The following is a 22,392-nucleotide window of genomic DNA, read 5'->3' on the forward strand; positions in this document are numbered from 1 at the left end:
GGGATGGAGCAGTCTGGTAGCTCGTCGGGCTCATAACCCGAAGGTCGTCGGTTCAAATCCGGCTCCCGCAACCAATTTTTAATTGGAAGCCAAGTTGTAATGTAAGCAACTTTAAATAAGTCTACAAATTTCAGGCGCGGGATGGAGCAGTCTGGTAGCTCGTCGGGCTCATAACCCGAAGGTCGTCGGTTCAAATCCGGCTCCCGCAACCACTGAAATAAATAAGAATGAAACGACACGCTTAAAGCGTGTTTTTTTATGCCTGAAATTTGATGAGTGTGGTGATTTAGCTTATAGGTTAAAGATAATCTTCACTGCATGAGGCATTCACTTCTCATAAGCGCAAGCTCCCGCCCCCTGAGATACACTTCAAAAATGTTATAAACTTCTTAAAATAAATCGTTATTACTTAAAACCTTGTTTGGTTTGTGTTAAAACGGCACAAATGTTTTTGGGTTGTTACAAATATGACTGAACTTTACCACTGGTTTGATTTAATAGGCATTGCGGTGTTTGCTATATCGGGCACTTTGCTAGCGTACGAGAAAAAAATGGATGGCTTTGGGGTCGTAGTTTTAGCGACAGTAACTGCTATTGGTGGTGGTACAGTGCGAGATCTAATTTTAGATGTTCCTGTGTTTTGGTTACACGATCAAAGTTACTTTTTTGCCATACTCGCTTCAGTATTTGTTACAACACGCCTTATAAATAAACAAAAGCCGATACCTCATTATATTTTACAAACAGCGGATGCGTTTGGTTTAGCTTTTTTTGCAGTAATGGGGGCACAAAAAGCGCAGCTTGTTGGTATGCCCGATATGACTGCGGTAATTATGGCTGTAATTACAGGCTGCTTTGGTGGATTAATTCGAGATGTGCTTGCACGCGAGATCCCTATGCTATTAAAAGGTGAGCTTTACGCTATTACCTGTATAGCGGGTGGCACTGTTTATACGCTTGGCATTAGTTTTTCGTTAGTAACCGAAATGGCGATGGTATTAGGTATGTTAATGACCTTATTACTTCGTTTGGCTGCTATAAAATGGCAAATCACATTACACGTTTTTAAATATCCTGACTAAACTGGTGTAATCACACCATTTACTAGGATAAGGAATGTCGTTAGCTCGTATATTTTCTCGTGCTCAAGTGGGTATAAATGCCCCTGAAGTTATTGTAGAAGTTCACCTAGGAAATGGTTTACCTGCTTTTCATATTGTAGGCCTGCCCGAAGCGTCTGTTAAAGAGTCGAAAGACAGGGTACGTAGCGCACTCGAAAACTCACAATTTGGTTTTCCCGATCAACGAATAACTGTAAATTTAGCCCCTGCCGATTTGCCAAAAGATGGTGGACGGTTTGATCTTGCTATTGCGGTGGGTATTTTAGTCGCCTCTGGACAAATAGTGTGTCCTGATATTCATAAGTATGAGTTTTATGGGGAGCTTGCTCTTAATGGTGAGGTGCGTGGTGTAAACGCTATTTTACCTTCGGTACTTGCTGCAAAAGAACAAGATCGTTGCTGCTTTTTACCTCTTGCAAACGACAGCCTAGCAAGCCTAGTTAATGGCGTTAAACGCAAAGCCGTAAGCTCTATTCAAGAAGTGTGGGGGGACTTACTTAATCAACAACCCTTACCATTGAATATAGAGTACCCCGACTGCACACAAGCCCCTGACTTTTTACTCGATTTAAGCGATGTGAAAGGTCAGCCCGGTGCAAAGCGAGTACTCGAAATTGCTGCAGCTGGCGGGCATAATTTACTATTTTTAGGTCCTCCAGGTACTGGTAAATCGATGCTGGCCCAGCGAATGGCAACTATAATGCCTACTATGTCGGACGATGAAGCTATTTCGACAGCTGCGCTTTACTCTATTATTGGACAATCTATAGATTTAACTAATTGGCGACAGCGGCCATTTCGTAATCCACATCATACGTGCTCAGCTGTTGCTTTGGTGGGGGGCTCTTCAAATCCCAAGCCTGGTGAAATTTCTCTGGCACACAATGGCGTACTTTTTTTGGATGAATTGCCTGAGTTCGAACGCAAGGTACTTGATTCACTGCGTGAGCCAATGGAAACCGGTACGGTTACTATTTCACGTGCAGCTAGGCAAATGGAGTTTCCGGCGCAGTTTCAGCTTATTACAGCATTAAATCCAAGCCCAACAGGGAGTCATACAGATAAGCGGGCAACTCCCGATCAAGTTATGCGTTATTTATCGCGCGTGTCGGGGCCTTTTATTGACCGTATTGATTTGCAAATAGAACTACCTCGTTTAACGAGTGTTGAACTACAAAGTACTCAGCCGGAGGAAAGTAGTGCTGAGGTTAGAGCAAGAGTTGAAGCGGCTTATTACCTACAACTAAAACGCCAAGGTAAGGTTAATGCGAGGCTTAATAATAAAGAAATGAGTGTGCACTGTGTACTGGCGCCAGCAGAGTTGCAGTTTTTAGCCAGAGCAAGCGAGAAGTTGTCTTTATCGCCACGCTCTTATCATAGAGTAATTAAGGTGGCGCGGACTATTAGTGATTTAAAAGGGGCTGAAAATATTAGTTTAAATGAGCTTAAGGAAGCACTTAATTACCGTGCATTTGAGCGCCTTATTGCGCAATTAACTAAATATTAAATAGAGAGCATATAGCCTTTACCGCGAACGGTAACAATACGTTTTTGATCTTTTTCGTCATTTAATTTTTTACGTAAACGACCGATCAGCACATCAACAGTACGATCGTTTGGACTCCAATCGGGCTGGCCTATTTCTTCTGATATTTTTTCACGGGATGTGGCTTTACCTGCATTACTAATTAAGCAAATAAGCACTTTATGTTCGGCTTCAGTTAAGCGTGATTCAACGCCTGCAGCAGTAATTAGTGTGCGGTTATCGGGGTGAAGCTTAAAGTCAGCATATTCTATAAACTCTTCGCTTTCGTCGTCTTCTAGGTTAACTGCAACACGCTTATAGAGCGCGCGCATGCGAAGTTCTAACTCAAGTAAATCGACAGGCTTACAAATATAGTCATCAGCACCTTGTGCAAGGCCTGCAATACGATCGGCTTGGGAGTCACGACTCGATAATACAATAACGCCAATATCGGTAAGTGTGTTTAATTCTTTTGCCAGCTGAAGCCCATCACGCTTTGGCAAAACAATGTCAATTATGGCTAATGATATAGCACCGCGCAGGTTTACCCGCTGCCTTACAATGTTAAGTGCATCAGCGCCAGTTGGGTCTACCTCTATTGTAAATTCGGTATCTGCAAAGTGATTTTGGATGCGTTTAACGAGTAGTTCATCGTCTTCAACCAATAAAACATTAATAGCCATAGTACTTTATTTTGAATGCTTATAGCTCTGTATGGTAGCACCATTAGGTAAATGCTGAGAAGGGGGTTTATTAGTTTTAAGTAACTTAATATTTCAAAGGTGTATAAGACGTTATTAGAGGATGAGGTTAGCACCTTTAAACTAATTAAAAGGTGCTAAATAATTAATACTACTATTAATAAATCTGTATTAAGTCGTTATTTTAAAGGTTCAGGCTCAGTCATTTTTATACATTGAGTCCCACCATTGAGGTTCATCTTTTAGCTTTTTATCAAAGTATGCAAGCATGGTGTTCCACCAATCAAATCGTTTATCGCGTGCAAAAATTTGGTGGTCGGCGCCTTTGTATTCGATTAACTCTACGTCCTTATTAAGCAGTTTAAGCGCAGTGTACATGGTTAAACTTTCGCCTACAGGTACATTGGTATCGCTATCACCATGAAGAAGTAACATAGGAGTTGTTACTTTGTCGGCATGAAATACAGGGCTGTGCTGGCTGTAAAGCTCAGGGTTATTCCACGGAAAGCTATTTTTTGATGCTTCGCCTGAATATAAATAGCCCCACCAACCTTCACCCCAATATGAGGTAATGTTAGAAATACCCGCATGAGCTATTGAAGCACTAAATATATCGGTTTTAGTTGCTAGTAGCATGGTCATGAAGCCACCGTATGATGCCCCTAAATTTCCTACCTTTTCACTATCAACATAGTTGTATTTCTTTAAAAAGGCTTGCGTGCCTTTGATAATATCGTCTGCGGTGTAGTCGCCCCAGGCATTAACATGTTGCGCTGAAAACTTTTGTCCAAACCCTGTTGCGCCAGTAGGTTGTACTACATAAACAACGTAGCCATTTTCTGCCCAGAAGTTAAACGGGTAACGACCTGTAAAACCACGCGTAACTGGTGAAGTACCGCCGTAGTAATACACGAGCGCAGGGTGCTTTTTAGTTTTATCTAAGTTGCTAGGAATGTACACACGACCAGTTATTTCGACACCATGTTTATTTTTAAAATTAAACTCTTCTAATGTAGGGAGTCGTGTATTTGCATAGCTACTTGGTTTTGAATCCCATATTAAATCTGTTTTATTTTTACTTACGTTAAGGCGCTTTAGTTGTTGTGGAGCTAAAGCGTTGGTACCACTTAGTAAAATTTCGGTATTACGGTCGTATGAGTAACTAAATTGTTCAACAATATCCAATCCCGTACTTAACTTTTTAAAGCGCTGTTTACTTAAATCAAATAGGTAAAGTGGTTGAGTGTCTTGCTCTGTTACTTTAATGAGCGCATCGCCGTTTTCTAAAACTTGCAGTTGGCCAATAGCGGGGTCGAACTGTTTACTAAGTGCTTTTACGTTTTTACCGCCTTCAGTAAGTAGATAAAGTTGCCCGTCGTAGTTATTGGCAAGCATTGCTTTTGGTAGAGCTCTGCCTGCGCCATTTTTAAAATCGGGGCCTGCAACTACATAAATGTCTTTATTTGCATATTTAGCTAAATTACACGTTTTAAATTTACCAAGCGATGAAAGCTTATTTGATTTTAAATCGAGTTCGACTAACTCTGTTTCAGGGTGGGTTGATGCTTGCATTGCCATTACTGGGCGGCTCATTAATATTTTGCCACGGTTACTATTTGAATCTTCAAGGCTGTAAGAAAGAGGACCTTGGCTAAGTGCTTTTGTTAAACCACTTTTAGTATCAAACATATAAATTTGGCTGGTGGTACGTGCATACGACCAGCGATCTTGTAGACCTTTATAGTGCTTAGTTAAGCTGTTAGTGCTCTCAGGTGATTTAGACCAGCTAAACAAAAGGCTGGTGTCGTTATAAAAGGTAAAGCTATTGGCTCCTTCTAAATCGTTTGCTAATGTTTTTATTGAGAAGTTTTTACGGCTAAGTTGTTTAAGCTCACCATTTAACAAATACACTAAATATTGGTTATCTGGACTCCAAATAATGTTACTTGGTTGGCCTGCTTCGAAGCGATAAAGCATTTGATTATCTGAATCTTTAAGTACTGTAACTGTATTTGCTTGGTTTTGTGTTTTATCGCTATAAGTGCGAGTAGTAGTAACGTACTGCTTAGCATTAGGTGCGAGTGATAATTGGCTGATTATAGGGGCATCAAACAATTGTTTTGCAGATAAGCGTTTTGTTTTTGAGGCGCTAAGCGTAATTTTATCAACGTCGCTTTTAGGTGCAAAATCAAGCATTACGTCGTGCCAATTAGCTACTTGTTGGGCTACTATTAAAATAGAGTGAGTACTGTTATTTAAAGCTAACTTATAGCTATTTTTATCGCCTGTTTGTAGTTCGCCATTAATAAATAACTGACCTTGCTCAATCCCTTTTAAGGTAAGCGTACCTTGTGTAAAGCGGGTTGTTTCAATATTAAATTTTAGTGCCTGTAACCCACCTAAAGTGAGCGCATTGATTTTATTAAACGGCTGCCAGTTTTGTTTTTTCCCAAATACAGAAAAACTATCTGAGTCTGCTTGTAGTTGCGGCAATAGGTTATTAATAATGGCATTGCCATGAGGTGTTTGAAAAGGCTTTAACTGCATGTCTTCGGCAAGTGGGCCGATAAACTGAATTTTTGATTTATCCAATGGTGCAGCTATTGCAGCAAAGCTTAAGCTGCTAAGCGTTAAAAGAGTCGCTGCATGCTTAAATAGCTTATTTTGATGACACCATGGTGCGCTAAATTTCATTATTATGCCTATTATTATTGGAAGTTTGGCCAAATATAGCATGTATTGATACCATGCTCACATATCCAATATAGAGGAGAGAAAGTGACTTTACTGATAGTTTATATGGTAGTGGCGATTGTTATTTCGTTTTTATGTTCTGTGATGGAGGCTGTGTTATTAAGTATTTCGCCCAGCTATGTTGCATCACTTAGGAAAGATCACCCTGAGCTTGCTAAACAGCTCGAAAAACTTAAAAACAATATAGATCAGCCTTTAGCTGCTATTTTAACTTTAAATACGGTTGCCCATACTGCGGGTGCTGCTGGGGTTGGCGCGCAGGCGGCTGTGGTGTTTTCCGATGCGGCTGTAGGTATTGCATCAGCCATTATGACATTCCTCGTATTAATCCTTTCTGAAATTATTCCTAAAACATTGGGGGCTAATTACTGGCGAGCTTTAACCCCAAGTGTTACCTACGCTTTGCGGTTTTTAGTTATATCGCTAAAGCCTTTTGTATGGTTTGCACAAAAGCTAACAAATTTAATGGGTCCAAAGCACGATGAGGCTTACTATATTCGTCAAGAGATAGAGGCAATGGCTGATATAGGTACGGAGTCGGGTGCATTACATCAGGATGAGTCCGAAATAATTCGTAATCTATTGCATTTTAGACATGCAAAATTATGCGACTTAATGACGCCTCGAACTGTTATTTTTAAAATCCACAAAGACTTAACCGTGAATCAGTATTTAAACGATCACGGCTCGTCGTCATTTTCTCGTATATTGGTATTTGATAAAGACAGCGACGATATTGTTGGGTTTGTGCATAAAAACGATATTATGCTGGCATTTCACCGTTTAGGTACCGATTACAAAATTAGCAAATTGATTAAGCCTATTTATACGGTGCCGAGTTCTCAAAATGTATCGTCGTTACTGCAAACTCTTTTAACAAAGCGCACGCATATATGCCTAGTTGTAGATGAGTACGGTGACGTGCAAGGTATTGTAACGCTAGAGGACATGATTGAAGCTTTAATGGGGCTAGAGATTGTAGATGAGCGTGACCAATCTACTAATATGCGCGCAGTAGCAAGGCAGCGTTGGCACAAACGTTTAGCAAGTAGTGCGCATATAGTCAGTGAAGAAGATAAACACACTCGGGGTGATAATTAGTTAACCAGCCCCGATTAAATATTAATACCTCTTTAAGCGGGACTGCCATCAGTTTTCAGCCAATCTTTAGCCCAAGATATAAATTCGTCTTGTGGTTTAGGGCGGCTAAATAAAAAACCTTGTATGGCTAGTTTTCTTTTATAATGCCTTAAATAAACGAGCTCTTCTGGTCGTTCAACACCTTCTGCCACTAAATCTAAATTATCTTTACTCGTAATGTTAAATAACGAACTTACAACCACTTGAGAAAATAAATCTGTTTCTATATGGCTAATGAGTGAGCGGTCTATCTTAATTTCAGTAAAAGGAAGGTTCCGAAGTTGATTCATATTAGTAAAACCAACACCAAAGTCATCTAGCGATATACCAAAGCCATGCATTCTTAATCTGTTTAGTGTTTCTAATTGCATGAGGCTTGAGAGTGCATGTTGTTCTGTTATTTCTATAATTATATTACTAGGCGTGAGTTGATTTAGTTCTAAAATGAGCAGTAATTTATTAGGGCAGTTTAGGTCGTCGAGCTGAGTTGGCGATAAGTTAAATGCCATCTTAAAATCATGACCTAGTTGCGCTTTCATCTTTTTGAATTCGCTGGTGGCCTTTTCAAAAAGAGAAAATGTAATTTGATTAATTAAGTTATGTTGTTCGGCAATACCTATAAAACGGTTAGGTAAAATAATATTGCCGTCTTTACTTGATAGAATACGCGCCAATACTTCAACGCTCTCAATTCTATTGTTATCAGCGTTTATTTTTGGTTGATAAAAAGGCGTTATTTCATCGTTTTTCAATGCATTAATAAGCTCATCTTTTGAAATGGCTGACTCTTTTAATAAAGTGTGACTGTTTAATTGCGCCACTTTAATAAGTAACCTACTAACCTGAGATAGCTGCACTGGTTTTGTAATATTACCAATGAGGTGAGCGTTATGTTGCTTGGCAAGGCTGGCAGCTAAACTAATAACTTTATGATCCATTTCAGAAACAATAATAATACCGCCTTGATAATGTAGCCCTCCTAAGTGGCGGATTAATTCCATACCATCCATTTCGGGCATATTAAGATCAGTAAAAATAGCATCAAAGTAGTTTATATCAGAAGCAACTTTTTCGAGGGCTTCAGCAGCACTCAAGCAGGTGACTACATTATCAGACATATTTAATTCATTTAATATGGCTTCCATAACAATCAAAATCGCTTTTGAGTCGTCAACAACTAAAATGTTAGGCACTATTTTGTTCACTGTTATCCCTTTCAATGTATAGCTTATGGTTACTATAAAAGTAGTAGTGTTTTTTTATTTTGTCAGTATCAAATGCTTTTATTTTGAAAATAGTTATAGAACACCTTTACTCGTGTTTTTAAGTTGATTAGGTATACTAGCGCCATTATTTTAAATGGTCTTAATTATGATAAGAATAGATCTTACTTTAGCCGAGCAGCCATTTTCGCTTATGGTGTCTGGACAAAAAATTGTGCAGGTGTTTCATGCTCAACAAGCTATTACCTTTGATAATCCTCGTGAAAACTATTATCAGTTTACTTACGACAACAAAGTAATAGGTATTGATACAGAGACAGTCGAAGAGCAAAGTATTTCGCTCTTTGTTGATGAGCAATTTGTAACACAACTTGCGTTACCAGCGCCTACAAATGGATCACCTAAAAAAGGCTTTTTAGGGCTGGCTGCATTAGGTTTTAAGCTTTTTAAAAGTGCTAAGGTAATTAAAGTAGTGCTTGCAGGTGCCTCTGTGGCAGGCTATGCGTGGTTATTCAGTATTGAATTTGCACTAATGCTAATTGGTTGCTTAGTTGTACACGAATACGGCCATGTGCGAGCAATGAAATACTTTGGCATAAAAACCAAAGGTATTTATTTAATCCCCTTTGTTGGTGGGCTTGCTGTAAGTGACGATAAAATAACAACCCGTTGGCAAGATGTAGTTATATCATTAATGGGGCCTGCATTTGGTTTAATTACCTCGGTGTTGGGTGTCGTTTTATATTACGCCACAGAAATGGAGATATTTGCAGGTGTGGCAGTTCTTAGTGCGTTATTAAATTTATTTAACTTATTACCTATTTTACCGCTTGATGGTGGGCATGTATTAAAAAGTATCAGTTTTTCAATGCGTTCATGGATTGGTTTAAGCGTATGCTTATTAGGCGTACTATTTGGCTTATGGCTGAGCTACACCTTTGGCTTAATGTTACTGGTATTCTTTTTGTTTGTAGGTGCGCTGGAAATTGTATTTGAATGGCGAGGTCGCCACTACTCGCATTTAATGCCACTAGATAAATATGGCCAAGGCTTTTCAGCGGTTATGTATGCAGTTGTAGTCGCTGGGCATGTAGCTGTAATGATGCACTTTGCCGATTCGGAAAATCCAATATTGAGTCTGCCGATGACTATTTTATCGAGCTAGTATTTTTATTTTTTCTAACTAAATAAGTTCATTTTTTGCATTAATATTTTATTTTTTGACTTTTATGTTGATTTATTGTTAATTGAATTCTAGTGTAATATAAATTAGAACAATCTTAGCGGATCAACTGGATGTTATTTAGAAAGGAAGCTGTCGCTCAGCAAAGAGAGCGTTTAACAGGAGTGATTACGCTCGCACAACCACTATCAATAAAACTTACCGTATTTATTTTGGTATGTATTTCGATTGTAGTGATAGCCTTTTTATTTACAGCAGAATATTCACGCAAGGAAACAGTTCGGGGGTTTTTAATACCCAATAAAGGGATAATCCAAAGCTTTGCTAATCAAGGTGGTATGATTGAGCAGCTATTTGTACAAGAGGGTGATGCCGTTACTAAAGGTCAGCCGCTGGCGACCATTATTGTGCAGCAAAATAACAGCCAAGGCATAGCTTTGAGTACCCAGCTTGTTGAGCAGCTAAGTATGCAAATACAGTTGCTCAATGATGAGATAACACAAAACCATACCCTACAAAAGCAAGAGTCACTTAACTTGCAAGCGCAAAAACGTGCACTTACTAATGAGCAAGCTGCATTACAAAGTCAACTTACTCTGGCTGATGAAAAATTAGGGCTACTTAACCGCCAACAAAGCAACCTTAATCAACTTAATAAAAATGGCTTTTTATCAAACATCGAGCGAGAGCAACAACAGCAAGCTTTGTTAGATGTTAAGCAAGAAAAACAAAACCTAGCGCGCTTGCTTATGCAGCAAGAAAATCAATTAAGTCAACTTAGTTTTAATATTGCTAACGTGCCCCAGCAGTATACTTTGCGTATAAATAGCCTTAAACGCCAACAAGCGGATATTCAAAACCAGCTCACACAAATTAAAAGTAACTATCAATATACCATAACAGCCAGTAACAGCGGTGTTGTTACTGGCATTCAAGTGGTTGAAGGCGAAACACTTACCCAAGCCAAACCACTGTTGCATATTATTCCCGAAGGATCAGAGCTAGTAGCAGAGTTGCTGCTACCAACACGTTCAGCAGGCTTTATACAGCTAGGTAACGATACGCGCCTGCGTTTTGATGCTTTCCCTTACCAACGCTTTGGTTTTATTAACAGTAAAATTAGCCGTATCGACAAGGCGCTCATTACTCCAAATGAAATACGCCTGCCTATTACCCTGCAAGAGCCAGTGTACCGTTTGCGAGCGACACTCAGCCAACAACAAATGCAGGCCTATGGTAAGGCGTTTGAGCTGAAAAGTGGCATGTTGTTTGAGGCAGATATTATGTTGGAGCAGCGCACATTAATCGAGTGGTTACTCGAGCCACTGTACAGCCTAAAAGGGCGCGTAAGTTAAGTGTAGCGTTTTATAAAATAAAGAAAAATTTGAAAGTTTTGGTGGTTTGCTAAATGCAAACAACCGAAAAAGACGGCCAGCTTTAGTTAACTTTAGCGAGCAGCTAAAGCTAGCCTATTAACCGCTCACCTTTATTGAAGGGGAGCATATTAACAACCCGATGACTTAATTAAAAAGCATCGGATTTATGGAGTATAACATTATGCGTGAATTAAACGTAAATGAAATTAAAGACGTAAATGGTGGTAATCCTATAGTTGTAGCACTTATTGCTTATAGAATTTATAAAATAGTTAAAGCAGGAACGAAAGCTACGGCTGCTGCTACAGCTTTAGGCGGTGCTGGTGTTGTAGGTAACGAAGTTGGAAAAGCTTTAGCTAATTAATAAGGGACTAATTATGAGAGAGTTAACCAAGAAAGAGCAAAGTAATGTTAGTGGTGGTTTTCCTATATTAGGAGCTATAGCTGCTACTTTTATTGCAGGGGTTATTGTTGGCTATGCACATGAAAAGTACAAACAATACCAAAGTTCTAAAGAAACAAAACAAGCAGGGTGTGAACCGACCTGTTAACTAGCATATTTAGCTGAAAGAGGTAATAGAGTAGCTTTTTAAAGCTGCTCTAAAAAGCCGCAGGAAAATGTATGAATAATATTCAAAAAATTATCTTATCTTTACTTTATATTTTATTAATTCATTTGATCTTTAATATTTATGAAAAAATAATAAGTCCTGATTTATATTATCCATTATATATAATATTTTTAATGATCCCATCTTATTATTTATATGAATATTTAAAAAATATTAGAAAATAAAACTACTTTAGTTTCGTTGGCAGTTACTAAGAGGAGTTTTATCGTAAAGGTTGAGGCTATTAATGATACTTTTTCAGCTAGACAGAGGGATTAGAAAGTATTTCTAATCTGAATACACGTGTCGCCAAAATAGATATTTTAGTTGTAATTATTGAGATAGCGTCAGTTTTTATTTGTGCATACATATCTAGAAGAAAGTAAAACTATATAGAAAACTTCTTAGTTGTACTTCCATTCTGCCATCTTATTTATAGTGGTAATAATATTAACAACGGAAAATTTACCCTTTATCATGCAAGCTACAATAGAATTTAAAATAAACATGTCAGTTCCTCTAATTCTCCAATCCGAAATAGCTGAATGCGGCCTAGCCTCAGTGGCAATGGTGGCAAGCTATCACGGTCATAGGCTGGATATGCCAGCCATGCGTAAGCGCTTTTCGGCTAATTTAAAGGGGATGAACTTACAACAGCTGATTGAGCTGGGTGATAACTTGGGGCTCGCCAGTCGTGCATTGCAATGCCCTATTGATGAAGTCCATAAACTACAAACTCCGTGTATTTTACATTGGGATATGAATCACTTTGTGGTATTGACCAAAGTCTCTGGCAAAGGTGCAAAGGCTAAATTTGCTATTAACGACCCTGCTGTTGGTAAGCGTAGTTTAAATAGTAATGAGTTTAGTAAACACTTTACCGGTATTTGTTTAGAGCTGACTCCAACCAGTCAGTTTGAAGCCAAACAAGAACAAGCACAGATGAAGTTTACCCAACTTTGGAGCTCAATGAAGGGCTTAAAAGCAGGGCTAATAAAACTGATTGCGTTGTCACTGGTATTGCAATTATTTGCTTTGATGACCCCTTATTATATGCAGTGGGTGGTGGATGAAGTACTCATTAGTTTTGATGAATCGTTATTAACGGTACTTGCCATGGGTTTTGCTCTGATTGCGATAATTTCAGTGGTGACTAATGCGGTACGAAGTTGGCTAATTTTACGGCTTTCGAGTTTGCTCAATATGCAAATGGGCGTGAATTTGCTCAGGCACTTATTGCGCTTGCCAATGAACTATTTTGAGTCCCGCCATATTGGCGATATTGTCTCGCGCTTTGGCTCATTAGCGCAAATACGGGAGCGCATAACTACAGGGTTTGTAGAAACACTGGTCGATGGCGTAATGGGCATTACCGTATTGATTATGATGCTAATTTATTCGCTAAAACTCACTGCGGTAGTTGTTGGTGCAATTGTGCTGTATACCTTGGTACGTTTAGCGCTGTATCGTCCACTACATCAAGCCACCGAAGAAATGATTCAATCATCTGCCACAGAGCAATCGAACTTTTTAGAAAATATTCGGGGTATGCAAACTATAAAATTGTTTGGTAATGAATCGCAGCGCCAAGGTATTTGGCAAAACCGTTATGCAGAGGTAATAAACAGTGAAATTCGTTTAGGGCGTTTAAACATTAGCTTTGATTCATTTAATAAGCTGTTATTTGGCCTTGAAAGTGTATTGGTGATTTACTTTGCTGCATTGCTAGTTATGAGCAATAGCTTGTCTGTTGGTATGGTACTGGCGTTTATTGCTTATAAAAACCAGTTAACCAGCCGCTTTGCCAACTTAATTGAGCAAATTATTCAATTCAAAATGATGCGGTTACACTTAGACCGTATTGCAGATATAGCACTCACGAAACAAGAAGCTAATCGTGACGGTGAAATGGCCTATACAGGTGATGACGAAGGTAAAGTGAGAGGTCAGCTTACGCTCGAAAATATTTGCTTTAGTTACAGTGAAGAGCAAGCGCCTATTTTAAACACCGTTAACTTAACCCTGAATACCGGTGACTCGATTGCGATTACGGGTCCATCTGGTGCGGGTAAAACTACGTTGATGAAAATAATGCTAGGGTTATTACAGCCAACCTCAGGGACTGTGTTGCTTGATGGCAAAGATATTACTCAGCTTGGCCTTAAAAACTACCGCAAACAAATAGCTGCAGTAATGCAGGATGACACATTGTTAGCTGGCTCAATCGCCGATAACATCAGCTTTTTTGACCCACAGCCCAATTACTTAAAAATAGAGCAATGTGCCCGACATGCGGCTATTCATGATGATATTACCAAAATGACTATGGGTTATAACTCATTAGTAGGTGATATGGGATCAAACTTATCTGGCGGTCAAGTACAGCGTTTACTCCTTGCTCGCGCATTGTATCAATCGCCCTGCGTGTTGTTTATGGATGAAGCAACCAGCCATTTAGATAAGGATAACGAGGCGAAAATAAGTGAGCAAATTCAGCACTTACCCATCACACGGATTATGATTGCTCATCGCCAAGAAACCATTAACATGGCCAGCAAAGTCTATCAACTGAAAGAGGGTAGGTTGGTGGAGCTACAACAGCAGAGCGAGAGTGCATAAAATGACCAGTACTTGTGTTTTACACGCCTTTTTATTATGTTTACATTTAATAAAAGCTCAATACCAGCGATATAAAAACCCCAGTCACAAACAACTGCACAACACAAAACCCCATAATATCTTTTGCTTTTAGGCCTGCTATAGCCAATACGGGCAACGCCCAAAAAGGTTGAATTAAATTAGTCCAGGCATCACCCCATGCAACAGCCATTGCAACGCGCGATATATCAGCACCTAGCTCTTGTGCTGCAGGTATTACAATAGGTGCTTGTACAGCCCATTGGCCACCGCCAGAGGGAACAAACATATTAACGAGCCCTGCACTTATAAAACTAAAGAATGGCAAGCTATCAGCATCTGCAACGGCAATAAAGCCACGTGATATCTGTTGTGCTAATCCGCTATCAACCATTACCGCCATGATGCCGGCATAAAAAGGAAATTGAATAACAATGCCAGCCCCGCTTGGAATTGCTTGTTGCAGACTGTTAAGTAAATTATGGGGTGTTTGATGCAGCGTAATAGCTAAAAACAAAAATACGGCAATAACGCTATTAAGGTTTAAGTTTCCGCCAGCAATAAAAAAGTAATAACCTAAATATGCCAAACCTAATAAGCCAATTGTCATACCGAGTAGTTTACTTTGTTCCAAATGTTGGGCGGGTCTCGTTATTGTAGTAGGCTTAGGTGTTGTCTCTTGTAAAAGAGCTGGGTCGATATATACGCTTTCTTGCTCGCTTGGCAGCATATAGCGATTAACGAGCGGCATAATAATGAATAAACCAACTAATATGGCTATATTAAAGCCCGCAAATAAAGTGTGCTCTGTACTAATAATACCAATGCTGGCCTCTGAAAAGTGACCATCGGTTGCGATAGTTAAAGGAATCGAACCGGCTAATCCGCCATGCCATACAACAAAACCTGAGTAAGCGCTGGCTACTAATAATCGATAATCAACACGAGTATGTTTAGCAATTGCCTTGGCAAAAAGGGCACCAATAACTAAGCCAAATCCCCAATTTATCCAGCTCGCTAAAAGCGAAATAAGCGTTACTAATATAATTGCTTTAGGTGCGGTGCTTGCAAATGTTGCTAGTTTTTCTAATAACTTACTTATAGGTGGCGTACTTGCCAACATGTAGCCTGTAATTAACACTAGTAGCATTTGCATAGCAAAACTTAATAAGTTCCAAAACCCACCTCCCCACGCTTGTAATACTTCAATGTTGGTTGCGGTTGTAAATAAGCCCGCACTGACAAGAGTAATTATTGTAAGTAAAATTACAAATATAAAAGGGTCGGGAAGATAGCGCTCTACAATTTTAGTAAAAGGGCGGGCTATTTTATTAAGCATAAGCACAACTGTTTTGGTTATTATTTTAACGCTAATTAATCATGAAAAATCATCATTGGCAAACAGCATTTAGTCTTATATTTGCGGTTAAAAGCTTAAACATTGCTTAAAAGCATCGCTTACAGTAACGTACTGTTTATAGATAATTTACTAACGAAGATTTTGTATTATGCCGGTGATATTTAAAAGGCTAGCGTTACTTGTTCGCGCTCATATAGATCAGTTGAGTTGGCAAGCAGTGGCATTAGCTATTTTGACTCATATGCTATTAACATGGAGCTTACTATTTATAGCGAATGAGAAAGCGTTAACCTCGCTTACTACCTTTTTTTACTATTACACAGTAACAACATCAACAGTGGGATATGGTGACTTTAGTCCAACTACTGATCTTGGTCGTTGGGTGGTTGCATTAATACAAATTCCATTTGGTTTAGCTTTATTTGGTGTTTTGCTAGGAAAAGCAGGACAAACTGTTACTTACTTAATTAGGCGCGCTATGACTGGTGATAAAAACTTTGCCCACAGTAACCACCATATTATTATTTTTGGTTGGCACGACACTCGTACAAAAAAGATGATTGATTACATTTTGGCAGATACGAAACGTACTGACCGTCGTATTTTACTCGCGGTAACAGAGCAAATGGATCATCCTTTTTTAGCTAACGAAAGCGTTGATTTTGCACGTTTAACGAGTTTTACAAATTTAGCTGAACTAGAGCGGGTAGCTATTCGTAGTGCTGATAAAGTGATTATTGATGGTCAAGATGACGACCAGACATTTACGACAGCCCTGCGCATAAGTCGCTTAGTAAAAGATGATTGTCATATAAGTGCTCACTTTTTAGATGAAACTAAAGTTGAGATGATGTTAGAGCATTGCCAAAATGTAGAATGTAGTAGTGCAAAATCAGCTGAGATATTAGTACGCTCAATGCAAGATCCAGGTTCGAGCCGTGTGCAAGAGGAGCTGCTATCTACTTTGCACGGCGATACACAATTTAGCTTGAAAGTACCAAGTGGCTGCAAAGATATGGAGTTTGGTACTTTGTTTCATCACTTTAAGCTTGAGCATGATGCAATACTGTTAGGTGTTGCTCATAATTTAAGTGCGCAAAATATGGATTTAAACCCACCATTAGATTACAAAGTAAGTGAAGGCGATATTTTGCACTATATATCGGTAGAACGAGTATTAAATAGTGAAGTAGACTGGTCGAGCCTAGAAAAATAATGAATGAAGTTGTATTTTTAATTGTTGTTTTAAGTGCTTACATATTACCTGTCGTTATTGTACTTAACAGTAAGCGTACACAGGGTCATGAAAAGAATGGCTGGCTAATGGGAATCATTATATTTTCTTGGTTAGGTTTAATGATGTACTTTACCATTGTGCCCAAGCATAGGCACAAAAAGAAAAAGGCTAAATAGAGTAGTTAGCCTTTATAGCAGTTTTCGTTGGAATAATTACTCTTCCAACTGTTTGAGTTTATGCTCAATTAGAGGGTCGTCAGGTAGAAGTTGCTGGGCGACTTCTAATAGCTGAATAGCATCATTAGGGTGCTCATCTTGGTGCTTAAGTGCCACATCTATTAATGGCTGAATATCAATTTTTGCTTGATGCTCTTGTACATACACTTCTTTTTCATCAGCTAAAATTTTATGCGCTGTACTCAATAATGCTAAACGATGAGGGGAGTCTGCATTAGCCGTATTGAGACTTTGATAATAATCTTCTTTTAAGCGTAAGGTTTTGGTTTGCAGGCGAAACTGTGCAATATCGATTTGCTGATGTTGAATGAAATCAACGGCTACTTGCTTATAAAACCCAAACTTATTCAAATATGTAGCGTGTGTGCCATGTCCCATACCAAATACTCGTAAGTGAGTTAACTGCTTATAGCGCTTGGCGTGCATTCGGTCTATACGATTAGTAGGATCATAAATGATATAGCCTTGGGCATCTCCTAAATCTAGATCGTGATAATCTTGTTGCCAGTCAAACTGCTGAGCTATATCGGTACTAGAGCGGTCATCCCACGGTACTAATTCTTTATTTTTAGTGCTTACCGGGTGAAAGAACAGTACTTGGTTTAGCTTTAATAGTTTAGCAAAAGCGCCAACAGCAAATCCGCCACGACTTAAACCATAGCCAAGTCGACAGTCAAATGGAGTGATTAATGTTGATAATTGCTCGAGAAAAAAGATTAAATTACGATTACGAAACCAATTACTTTTACCTAAATGCTGAAAAGCGATTACGTTTACGTTTTGTTTTTGAGCTAAGTGATAACCCCATGGTGCAAAATCAGGATTGAGATCTTGTTCTTGCACATTAGTACCAGCAGGAGAAAAAGTAAAAAGCAGGGGCTTATTAACGTCAACAAATTCATACTTAACAAATACATCGCCGAGTAAATCACTACCCGTCATGGGTAATCGAGTTTGTTGCTCATTGCGCGGGAGAGCCAACCATTCATCTAACCAATACAGTAATTTCATTAATCCTCCAGCTATAAGTCAGCATAGATCATATCAAACTCAATGAAATTAGGTCAAACCGAGAGGGTGTTACTGCGCCATTTTGATTATTTCATCCCAGTCATTTTTAGTAACAGGCATTATTGATAGTCGTCCGCCTTTTTTAAGTGCGATTTCAGTAATATTATTATTGGCTTTAATATCTTTAAGGCTAATTAATTTTTTTAAATGGCTTTGGTAAGTAACCTCAACAACAACCCAGCGTGGTTTGTCGCTGGTGGCTTTTGCATCGTAATAGTCGCTACTTAAATCAAACTGAGTAGGATCTGGGTAGGCATCGTGTGCCACTTCGGCAATACCCGCTACACCTACGTGTTTACAGCTTGAATGGTAAATCATCACTGAATCACCGACCTTAACGCCATCACGCATAAAATTTCGTGCTTGGTAATTACGCACACCTTCCCAAAGAGTCGTTTGTTTTGGTGCGTTTTTTAAGTCATCTAATGAAAACGCATCGGGTTCAGTTTTAAATAGCCAGTAAGCCATAACAGTATTCCTAACAAATATTTACTTCCCACTATTGTATAGTATCATTTGGACACTAGGGTAATGAGGAAGAAATAATGAGCCAAGTATTAGATGATTTATTGTCGTTGTTAACACTTGAAGAAATTGAACAAGGTTTATATCGAGGACAAAGCCAAGATTTAGGCTTTGGTGCTGTATTTGGTGGTCAAGTAATGGGGCAGGCGCTTTCTGCTGCCAAAGAAACCCTACCTGAAGGGCGAATAGTTCATTCATTACATTCTTACTTTTTACGCCCAGGCGATCCGGCTAAACCCATTGTTTATGACGTAGAAACTATTCGTGATGGTAAGAGCTTTAGTACGCGCCGAGTCAAAGCAATTCAGTACGGTAAACCTATTTTTTATATGACCGCGTCATTTCAGGGTGAAGAAAATGGGTTGTCGCATCAAGCGACAATGCCTGATGTTCCCGCACCTGAAGAATTACGTTCATCGCTTGAGTTTTACCAAGATAACGCTTCGCATATCCCAGAGGTTATCCGTAATAAGTTTACCCGTGAAATGCCTATTGAAATGCGACCGGTTACTTTTCATAACCCGTTTAAACCAGAAGTTATGGAGCCGGTAAAGCATATTTGGTTTAAAGCTAATGGTGAAATGCCGGACGATCAGCGTATCCATAATTACTTATTAGCGTATGCGTCTGATTTTGAGTTTTTACCAACTGCATTACAACCTCATGGTGTATCGTTTATGCAGCCAAATATGCAAGTAGCTACTATTGATCATGCAATGTGGTTTCATCGTCCATTTAGAATGGATGATTGGATTTTGTATTCAATTGATAGTCCAAGTGCGAGTAATGGGTGTGGTTTGGTACGGGGGCAGTTTTTTGATCGCCAAGGCAACTTGGTTGCCTCAACAATGCAAGAAGGGGTTATGCGTCAACGCTAACCCCTTCTGTAAATGCATTGCTAGTTACACTGATCTTGTACTATATCGCTGATTGACTGCCAAACGCGTGCTGGCAGTAATGTTTTAAGGTGTGCATAGGTTTCACATAGTTGTGTGCTACCTACTAAGCCCTTATCACCCTCTGTTATTAATGACTCGCCACGTAAGTTTTCGATAAAACTAACAAGTACTTTTTTGTCAAAAAACTCAGGTGTTTTTATGCCGTGCAGTGTACCTAAACGTTGTGCGAGTACTTGGCTTTCTCTTTCAAGTTCTGCTTTTTCAATGCCATCACTTGTTTGAATAAAACCAATTACAATAGCGTAACGTTGTAGAGTAAAGCTAAGTGCTCGTCCAAGCATTTCAAGCTTAGCTAGGCAGTCATTACTGTTCGTTATATGAATGTTATCGCCATCAAACTCAATTAAATTTTGATCAGCAAAGTTAGCTAAAATACGCGTTATATAGTTTTCATCAAGAGGCTGTAAATACCACTCTTTAGCAAATAGCGGATAAAATGTTTTTACAAGTTGCTGGCATTGAGCAATCGTAGTGCTGTGTTGTTTAAATAGATGTAGTGCAATTAAGCTTGGTACTGCAAACAAGTGCAAAATATTGTTTCGGTAGTAATTAAACAGTACTTTTTCTTTATCGCTTATCGTAATGATTTCGCCAAACTCATCACTGATAACTTCAAACTTATTAAGCTTTAATGCATGCGTTAGTAATTGCTCTGGTGTTTCGTCTGGTGTAGTTACTTTATTACTGTAGCTTGCATCACGCTGTAAGCGCAGATAAAAATCAAGCTGAGCTAATAGCTTTGGTTTACTCAATGCTTGTTTATCGTTAACCAGCAATATCATCGCTAGTAAGTTAACCGCATTAAGCGCCGCTGCATTATTAATTTTAACCATTACTTGGTCGGCAAGTTTAGTTACTTGTGGTGCTAACCATTGTGGCTTTTGCACGTCAGTTGGGTGTATTGAATCACGCCAATCAGGTTGGTTATCGTTTAAGTATTGGTTAATAGAGATTGGATCGCCAAAGTTTAAATTACCACGACCGTAGTTTTTAAGGTTTTTGATTGCCTTAAAAATACCAAATATAGATTCGCCTTTTTTATCTTTACCATCCAGCTCTTTAAGGTAGGTGTTAATTTCCATGACGTGCTCGTAGCCAATGTACACAGGTACAATAGATATTGGTCTGTCTATTCCGCGTAGCATTGCTTGTAATGTCATAGATAGCATGCCCGTTTTAGGCGGCAGTAAGCGTCCAGTTCGGCTTCGACCGCCCTCCGTGTAAAACTTAACAGAGTAACCTTTAATAAACAGTTGGCTTAAATACTCTTTGAATATGGCAGAATAAAGTTTATTACCTGCAAACGAGCGACGAATAAAAAACGCACCAGAGCGTCTAAATATGCCTCCGGCAGGGAAAAAGTTAAGATTTATACCTGCAGCTATATGCGGAGGTACTAAACCTAAATGATAAATAGAGTAAGTAAGCAGTAAGTAATCCATATGGCTGCGATGACAAGGCATATAAATTATTTCATGGCCTTTATCTGTTAGTTCATGAATTTGTTCGGCGTGTTTAATATCAATACCATTATAAAGCTTATTCCATAACCAAGTTAAAAACCTTTCGGCCACACGTATCATTGCTTCAGAGTAATTAGCGGCTATTTCATCAAGTAGCTTAAGTGCATTTTGACGAGCTTCTGTTTGGCTAATGTTTTTAGCGTTAGCTTCATCTTGAATTGCTTTTTTTATAGTAGGTGACGCTAATAATGAATTAAACAATTGCTCACGAGATGGCATTTTAGGGCCTGTAGCAGCTAGCTTTTGGCGCTTAAAGTGAACACGCGCTACGCGTAATAATTTATGAGGTAACTCACTTACGTCGGCTTTTTCATTGACTAAAAGTGATAAGTCGAGTGGTTGGCTAAAGCGAATAAAGTTATCGCGCCCTGAAAATAACACCACAAAAAACTTTCTAAACCAGCTTGGAGTAAGAGAGTGTGTAATTAAAGTACGTAGTCCTGGCTTTTCTTTACCCGGGTCGCGACCCCATAAAATAGTAACCGGAACCACTTGTACGTTTTGCTGCCCACTTTGTATTAGGTATTCAATAATTTGTTTACCTTGAGCTAAAGCATTGGTTGGCTTAGCTTCATCACCAAACAGTGGTGGTGGATTTTTAATACCAATAAAACGGTCTAAATCTTGGCTACCTAATACTTGCTCTTCGGTTGGGCTAGGTAGACCATTTTTTTTACACGCATGTGCGAGAGCCGCTAAATCAAATCGTGAATTTAAACGCACTATATAAAATGTAGGGTACTCAGGGTTTAGATCATACTGTTTAATCGGATTTTCTGGCAGCACTTTGCTTTTTACAAATAAGCGGCTAAATCCAGCAGACATAACATTTAAACAATAATTAAAAATACGCATCGACTCACCATATTGAGAGTATTAAGGGCAAAATTAGCGCAGTAGGATACCATAATATCTAAAAATCCCTTAGTTTGCGTAATTAAGGTGTTAACTTGTTTATTGACTAACAGTAGAGGTATTAGTTCAAGTATAGCTAGTAAGCATGTATGGGTGCTTATTTAATCAAATTTATAGGCATTGTATTGTTTCTAAATAGTTGTTGCATTTATCACCAATACCTCTATAATACGCAGGCTTTCAAAATTCCTCTGGGAATTAGAAAGGATAAATTAAGCTTGGATTTCAAGCTAATAAACAGGAGTTCCGATTTGGAACTCAACGTAGATATAATCAAACAGCCGACATCTTAAGT

General features: G+C 38.9%; 18 protein-coding genes and 1 tRNA gene. 12 read left to right on the plus strand and 7 right to left on the minus strand.

The features are described 5' to 3' along the window. Window positions 1-135: 135 nt before the first annotated feature. The 3 genes from I6E85_RS03310 (at window position 136) to I6E85_RS03320 (ending at window position 2,628) form a co-directional block, all read left to right on the plus strand. Window positions 136-212 (plus strand) — tRNA-Met (locus I6E85_RS03310). Window positions 213-467: 255 nt separating this feature from the next. Then, window positions 468-1,082 (plus strand): trimeric intracellular cation channel family protein, encoded by a 615-nt coding sequence (locus tag I6E85_RS03315; protein WP_197236602.1) that lies wholly within the window; start codon window positions 468-470, stop codon window positions 1,080-1,082. Window positions 1,083-1,116: 34 nt separating this feature from the next. Further along, complete coding sequence (locus I6E85_RS03320) at window positions 1,117-2,628, plus strand: YifB family Mg chelatase-like AAA ATPase (RefSeq protein ID WP_024590552.1); 1,512 nt, start codon at window positions 1,117-1,119, stop codon at window positions 2,626-2,628. Here I6E85_RS03320 and I6E85_RS03325 read toward each other — a convergent pair. Together I6E85_RS03325 and I6E85_RS03330 are read right to left on the minus strand one after the other, a co-directional pair. After that, window positions 2,625-3,329: a response regulator transcription factor gene (locus tag I6E85_RS03325; RefSeq protein WP_002957913.1), complete on the minus strand. Its 705-nt coding sequence runs from the start codon at window positions 3,327-3,329 to the stop codon at window positions 2,625-2,627. The two genes, I6E85_RS03320 and I6E85_RS03325, sit on opposite strands and share 4 nt — an antisense overlap. A 216-nt stretch (window positions 3,330-3,545) precedes the next feature. Beyond that, the gene (locus I6E85_RS03330) at window positions 3,546-6,041 is read right to left on the minus strand and encodes a S9 family peptidase (RefSeq protein WP_024590553.1); all 2,496 of its coding nucleotides are present in this window, start codon (window positions 6,039-6,041) and stop codon (window positions 3,546-3,548) included. A gap of 84 nt (window positions 6,042-6,125) precedes the next feature. On the opposite strand from I6E85_RS03330, the gene I6E85_RS03335 reads away from it, so the two are divergent. Further along, on the plus strand, window positions 6,126-7,202 hold the full coding sequence (locus tag I6E85_RS03335; RefSeq protein WP_024590554.1) for a hemolysin family protein: 1,077 nt from the start codon (window positions 6,126-6,128) through the stop codon (window positions 7,200-7,202). Between the two features lie 32 nt (window positions 7,203-7,234). Here the strand turns inward: I6E85_RS03335 and I6E85_RS03340 are convergent, their stop codons facing one another. After that, window positions 7,235-8,446: an EAL domain-containing protein gene (locus tag I6E85_RS03340; RefSeq protein WP_197236603.1), complete on the minus strand. Its 1,212-nt coding sequence runs from the start codon at window positions 8,444-8,446 to the stop codon at window positions 7,235-7,237. A gap of 166 nt (window positions 8,447-8,612) precedes the next feature. Between I6E85_RS03340 and I6E85_RS03345 the strand changes: the two genes are divergently transcribed. From I6E85_RS03345 to I6E85_RS03365, 5 genes are all read left to right on the plus strand, one after another. Further along, entirely contained in the window at window positions 8,613-9,629 is a 1,017-nt protein-coding gene (locus I6E85_RS03345) for a metalloprotease (protein WP_197236604.1), read from the plus strand. A 131-nt stretch (window positions 9,630-9,760) separates the two neighbouring features. Further along, window positions 9,761-11,002 carry an HlyD family efflux transporter periplasmic adaptor subunit gene (locus I6E85_RS03350; RefSeq protein WP_101164345.1) on the plus strand — a complete coding sequence of 414 codons (1,242 nt, stop codon included), beginning with the start codon at window positions 9,761-9,763 and terminating at the stop codon, window positions 11,000-11,002. 202 nt (window positions 11,003-11,204) lie between these two features. Continuing rightward, window positions 11,205-11,387: a hypothetical protein gene (locus tag I6E85_RS03355; RefSeq protein ID WP_133120273.1), complete on the plus strand. Its 183-nt coding sequence runs from the start codon at window positions 11,205-11,207 to the stop codon at window positions 11,385-11,387. Window positions 11,388-11,400: 13 nt separating this feature from the next. Then, window positions 11,401-11,574 carry a hypothetical protein gene (locus tag I6E85_RS03360; RefSeq protein WP_155945840.1) on the plus strand — a complete coding sequence of 58 codons (174 nt, stop codon included), beginning with the start codon at window positions 11,401-11,403 and terminating at the stop codon, window positions 11,572-11,574. Between the two features lie 567 nt (window positions 11,575-12,141). Then, the gene (locus I6E85_RS03365) at window positions 12,142-14,253 is read left to right on the plus strand and encodes a peptidase domain-containing ABC transporter (protein WP_081709158.1); all 2,112 of its coding nucleotides are present in this window, start codon (window positions 12,142-12,144) and stop codon (window positions 14,251-14,253) included. A 46-nt stretch (window positions 14,254-14,299) separates the two neighbouring features. Here the strand turns inward: I6E85_RS03365 and I6E85_RS03370 are convergent, their stop codons facing one another. Further along, window positions 14,300-15,610, minus strand: a complete 1,311-nt coding sequence (locus I6E85_RS03370; protein WP_024590560.1) for a short-chain fatty acid transporter — start codon at window positions 15,608-15,610, stop codon at window positions 14,300-14,302. Between the two features lie 169 nt (window positions 15,611-15,779). Between I6E85_RS03370 and I6E85_RS03375 the strand changes: the two genes are divergently transcribed. Continuing rightward, window positions 15,780-16,847, plus strand: coding sequence for a potassium channel family protein (locus I6E85_RS03375; protein ID WP_024590561.1), 1,068 nt, complete (start codon window positions 15,780-15,782; stop codon window positions 16,845-16,847). Beyond that, complete coding sequence (locus I6E85_RS20920; protein WP_007587044.1) at window positions 16,847-17,044, plus strand: PLDc N-terminal domain-containing protein; 198 nt, start codon at window positions 16,847-16,849, stop codon at window positions 17,042-17,044. Before I6E85_RS03375 ends, I6E85_RS20920 begins: the two co-directional genes overlap by 1 nt. Window positions 17,045-17,080: 36 nt before the next feature. Here I6E85_RS20920 and I6E85_RS03380 read toward each other — a convergent pair whose 3' ends face one another. Then, window positions 17,081-18,115, minus strand: coding sequence for a hypothetical protein (locus tag I6E85_RS03380; RefSeq protein WP_024590562.1), 1,035 nt, complete (start codon window positions 18,113-18,115; stop codon window positions 17,081-17,083). A gap of 69 nt (window positions 18,116-18,184) precedes the next feature. Beyond that, on the minus strand, window positions 18,185-18,643 hold the full coding sequence (locus I6E85_RS03385) for an EVE domain-containing protein (protein WP_024590563.1): 459 nt from the start codon (window positions 18,641-18,643) through the stop codon (window positions 18,185-18,187). A gap of 77 nt (window positions 18,644-18,720) precedes the next feature. On the opposite strand from I6E85_RS03385, the gene tesB reads away from it, so the two are divergent. After that, window positions 18,721-19,578 (plus strand): acyl-CoA thioesterase II, encoded by an 858-nt coding sequence (tesB, locus tag I6E85_RS03390; protein ID WP_002957902.1) that lies wholly within the window; start codon window positions 18,721-18,723, stop codon window positions 19,576-19,578. Window positions 19,579-19,598: 20 nt separating this feature from the next. Here the strand turns inward: tesB and plsB are convergent, their stop codons facing one another. Then, window positions 19,599-22,037 carry a glycerol-3-phosphate 1-O-acyltransferase PlsB gene (plsB, locus tag I6E85_RS03395; RefSeq protein WP_197236605.1) on the minus strand — a complete coding sequence of 813 codons (2,439 nt, stop codon included), beginning with the start codon at window positions 22,035-22,037 and terminating at the stop codon, window positions 19,599-19,601. Window positions 22,038-22,392: the final 355 nt, after the last annotated feature.

The sequence above is a fragment of the Pseudoalteromonas sp. NZS71 genome, from assembly GCF_015864715.1.
GTDB classification, from domain to species: domain Bacteria; phylum Pseudomonadota; class Gammaproteobacteria; order Enterobacterales; family Alteromonadaceae; genus Pseudoalteromonas; species Pseudoalteromonas arctica.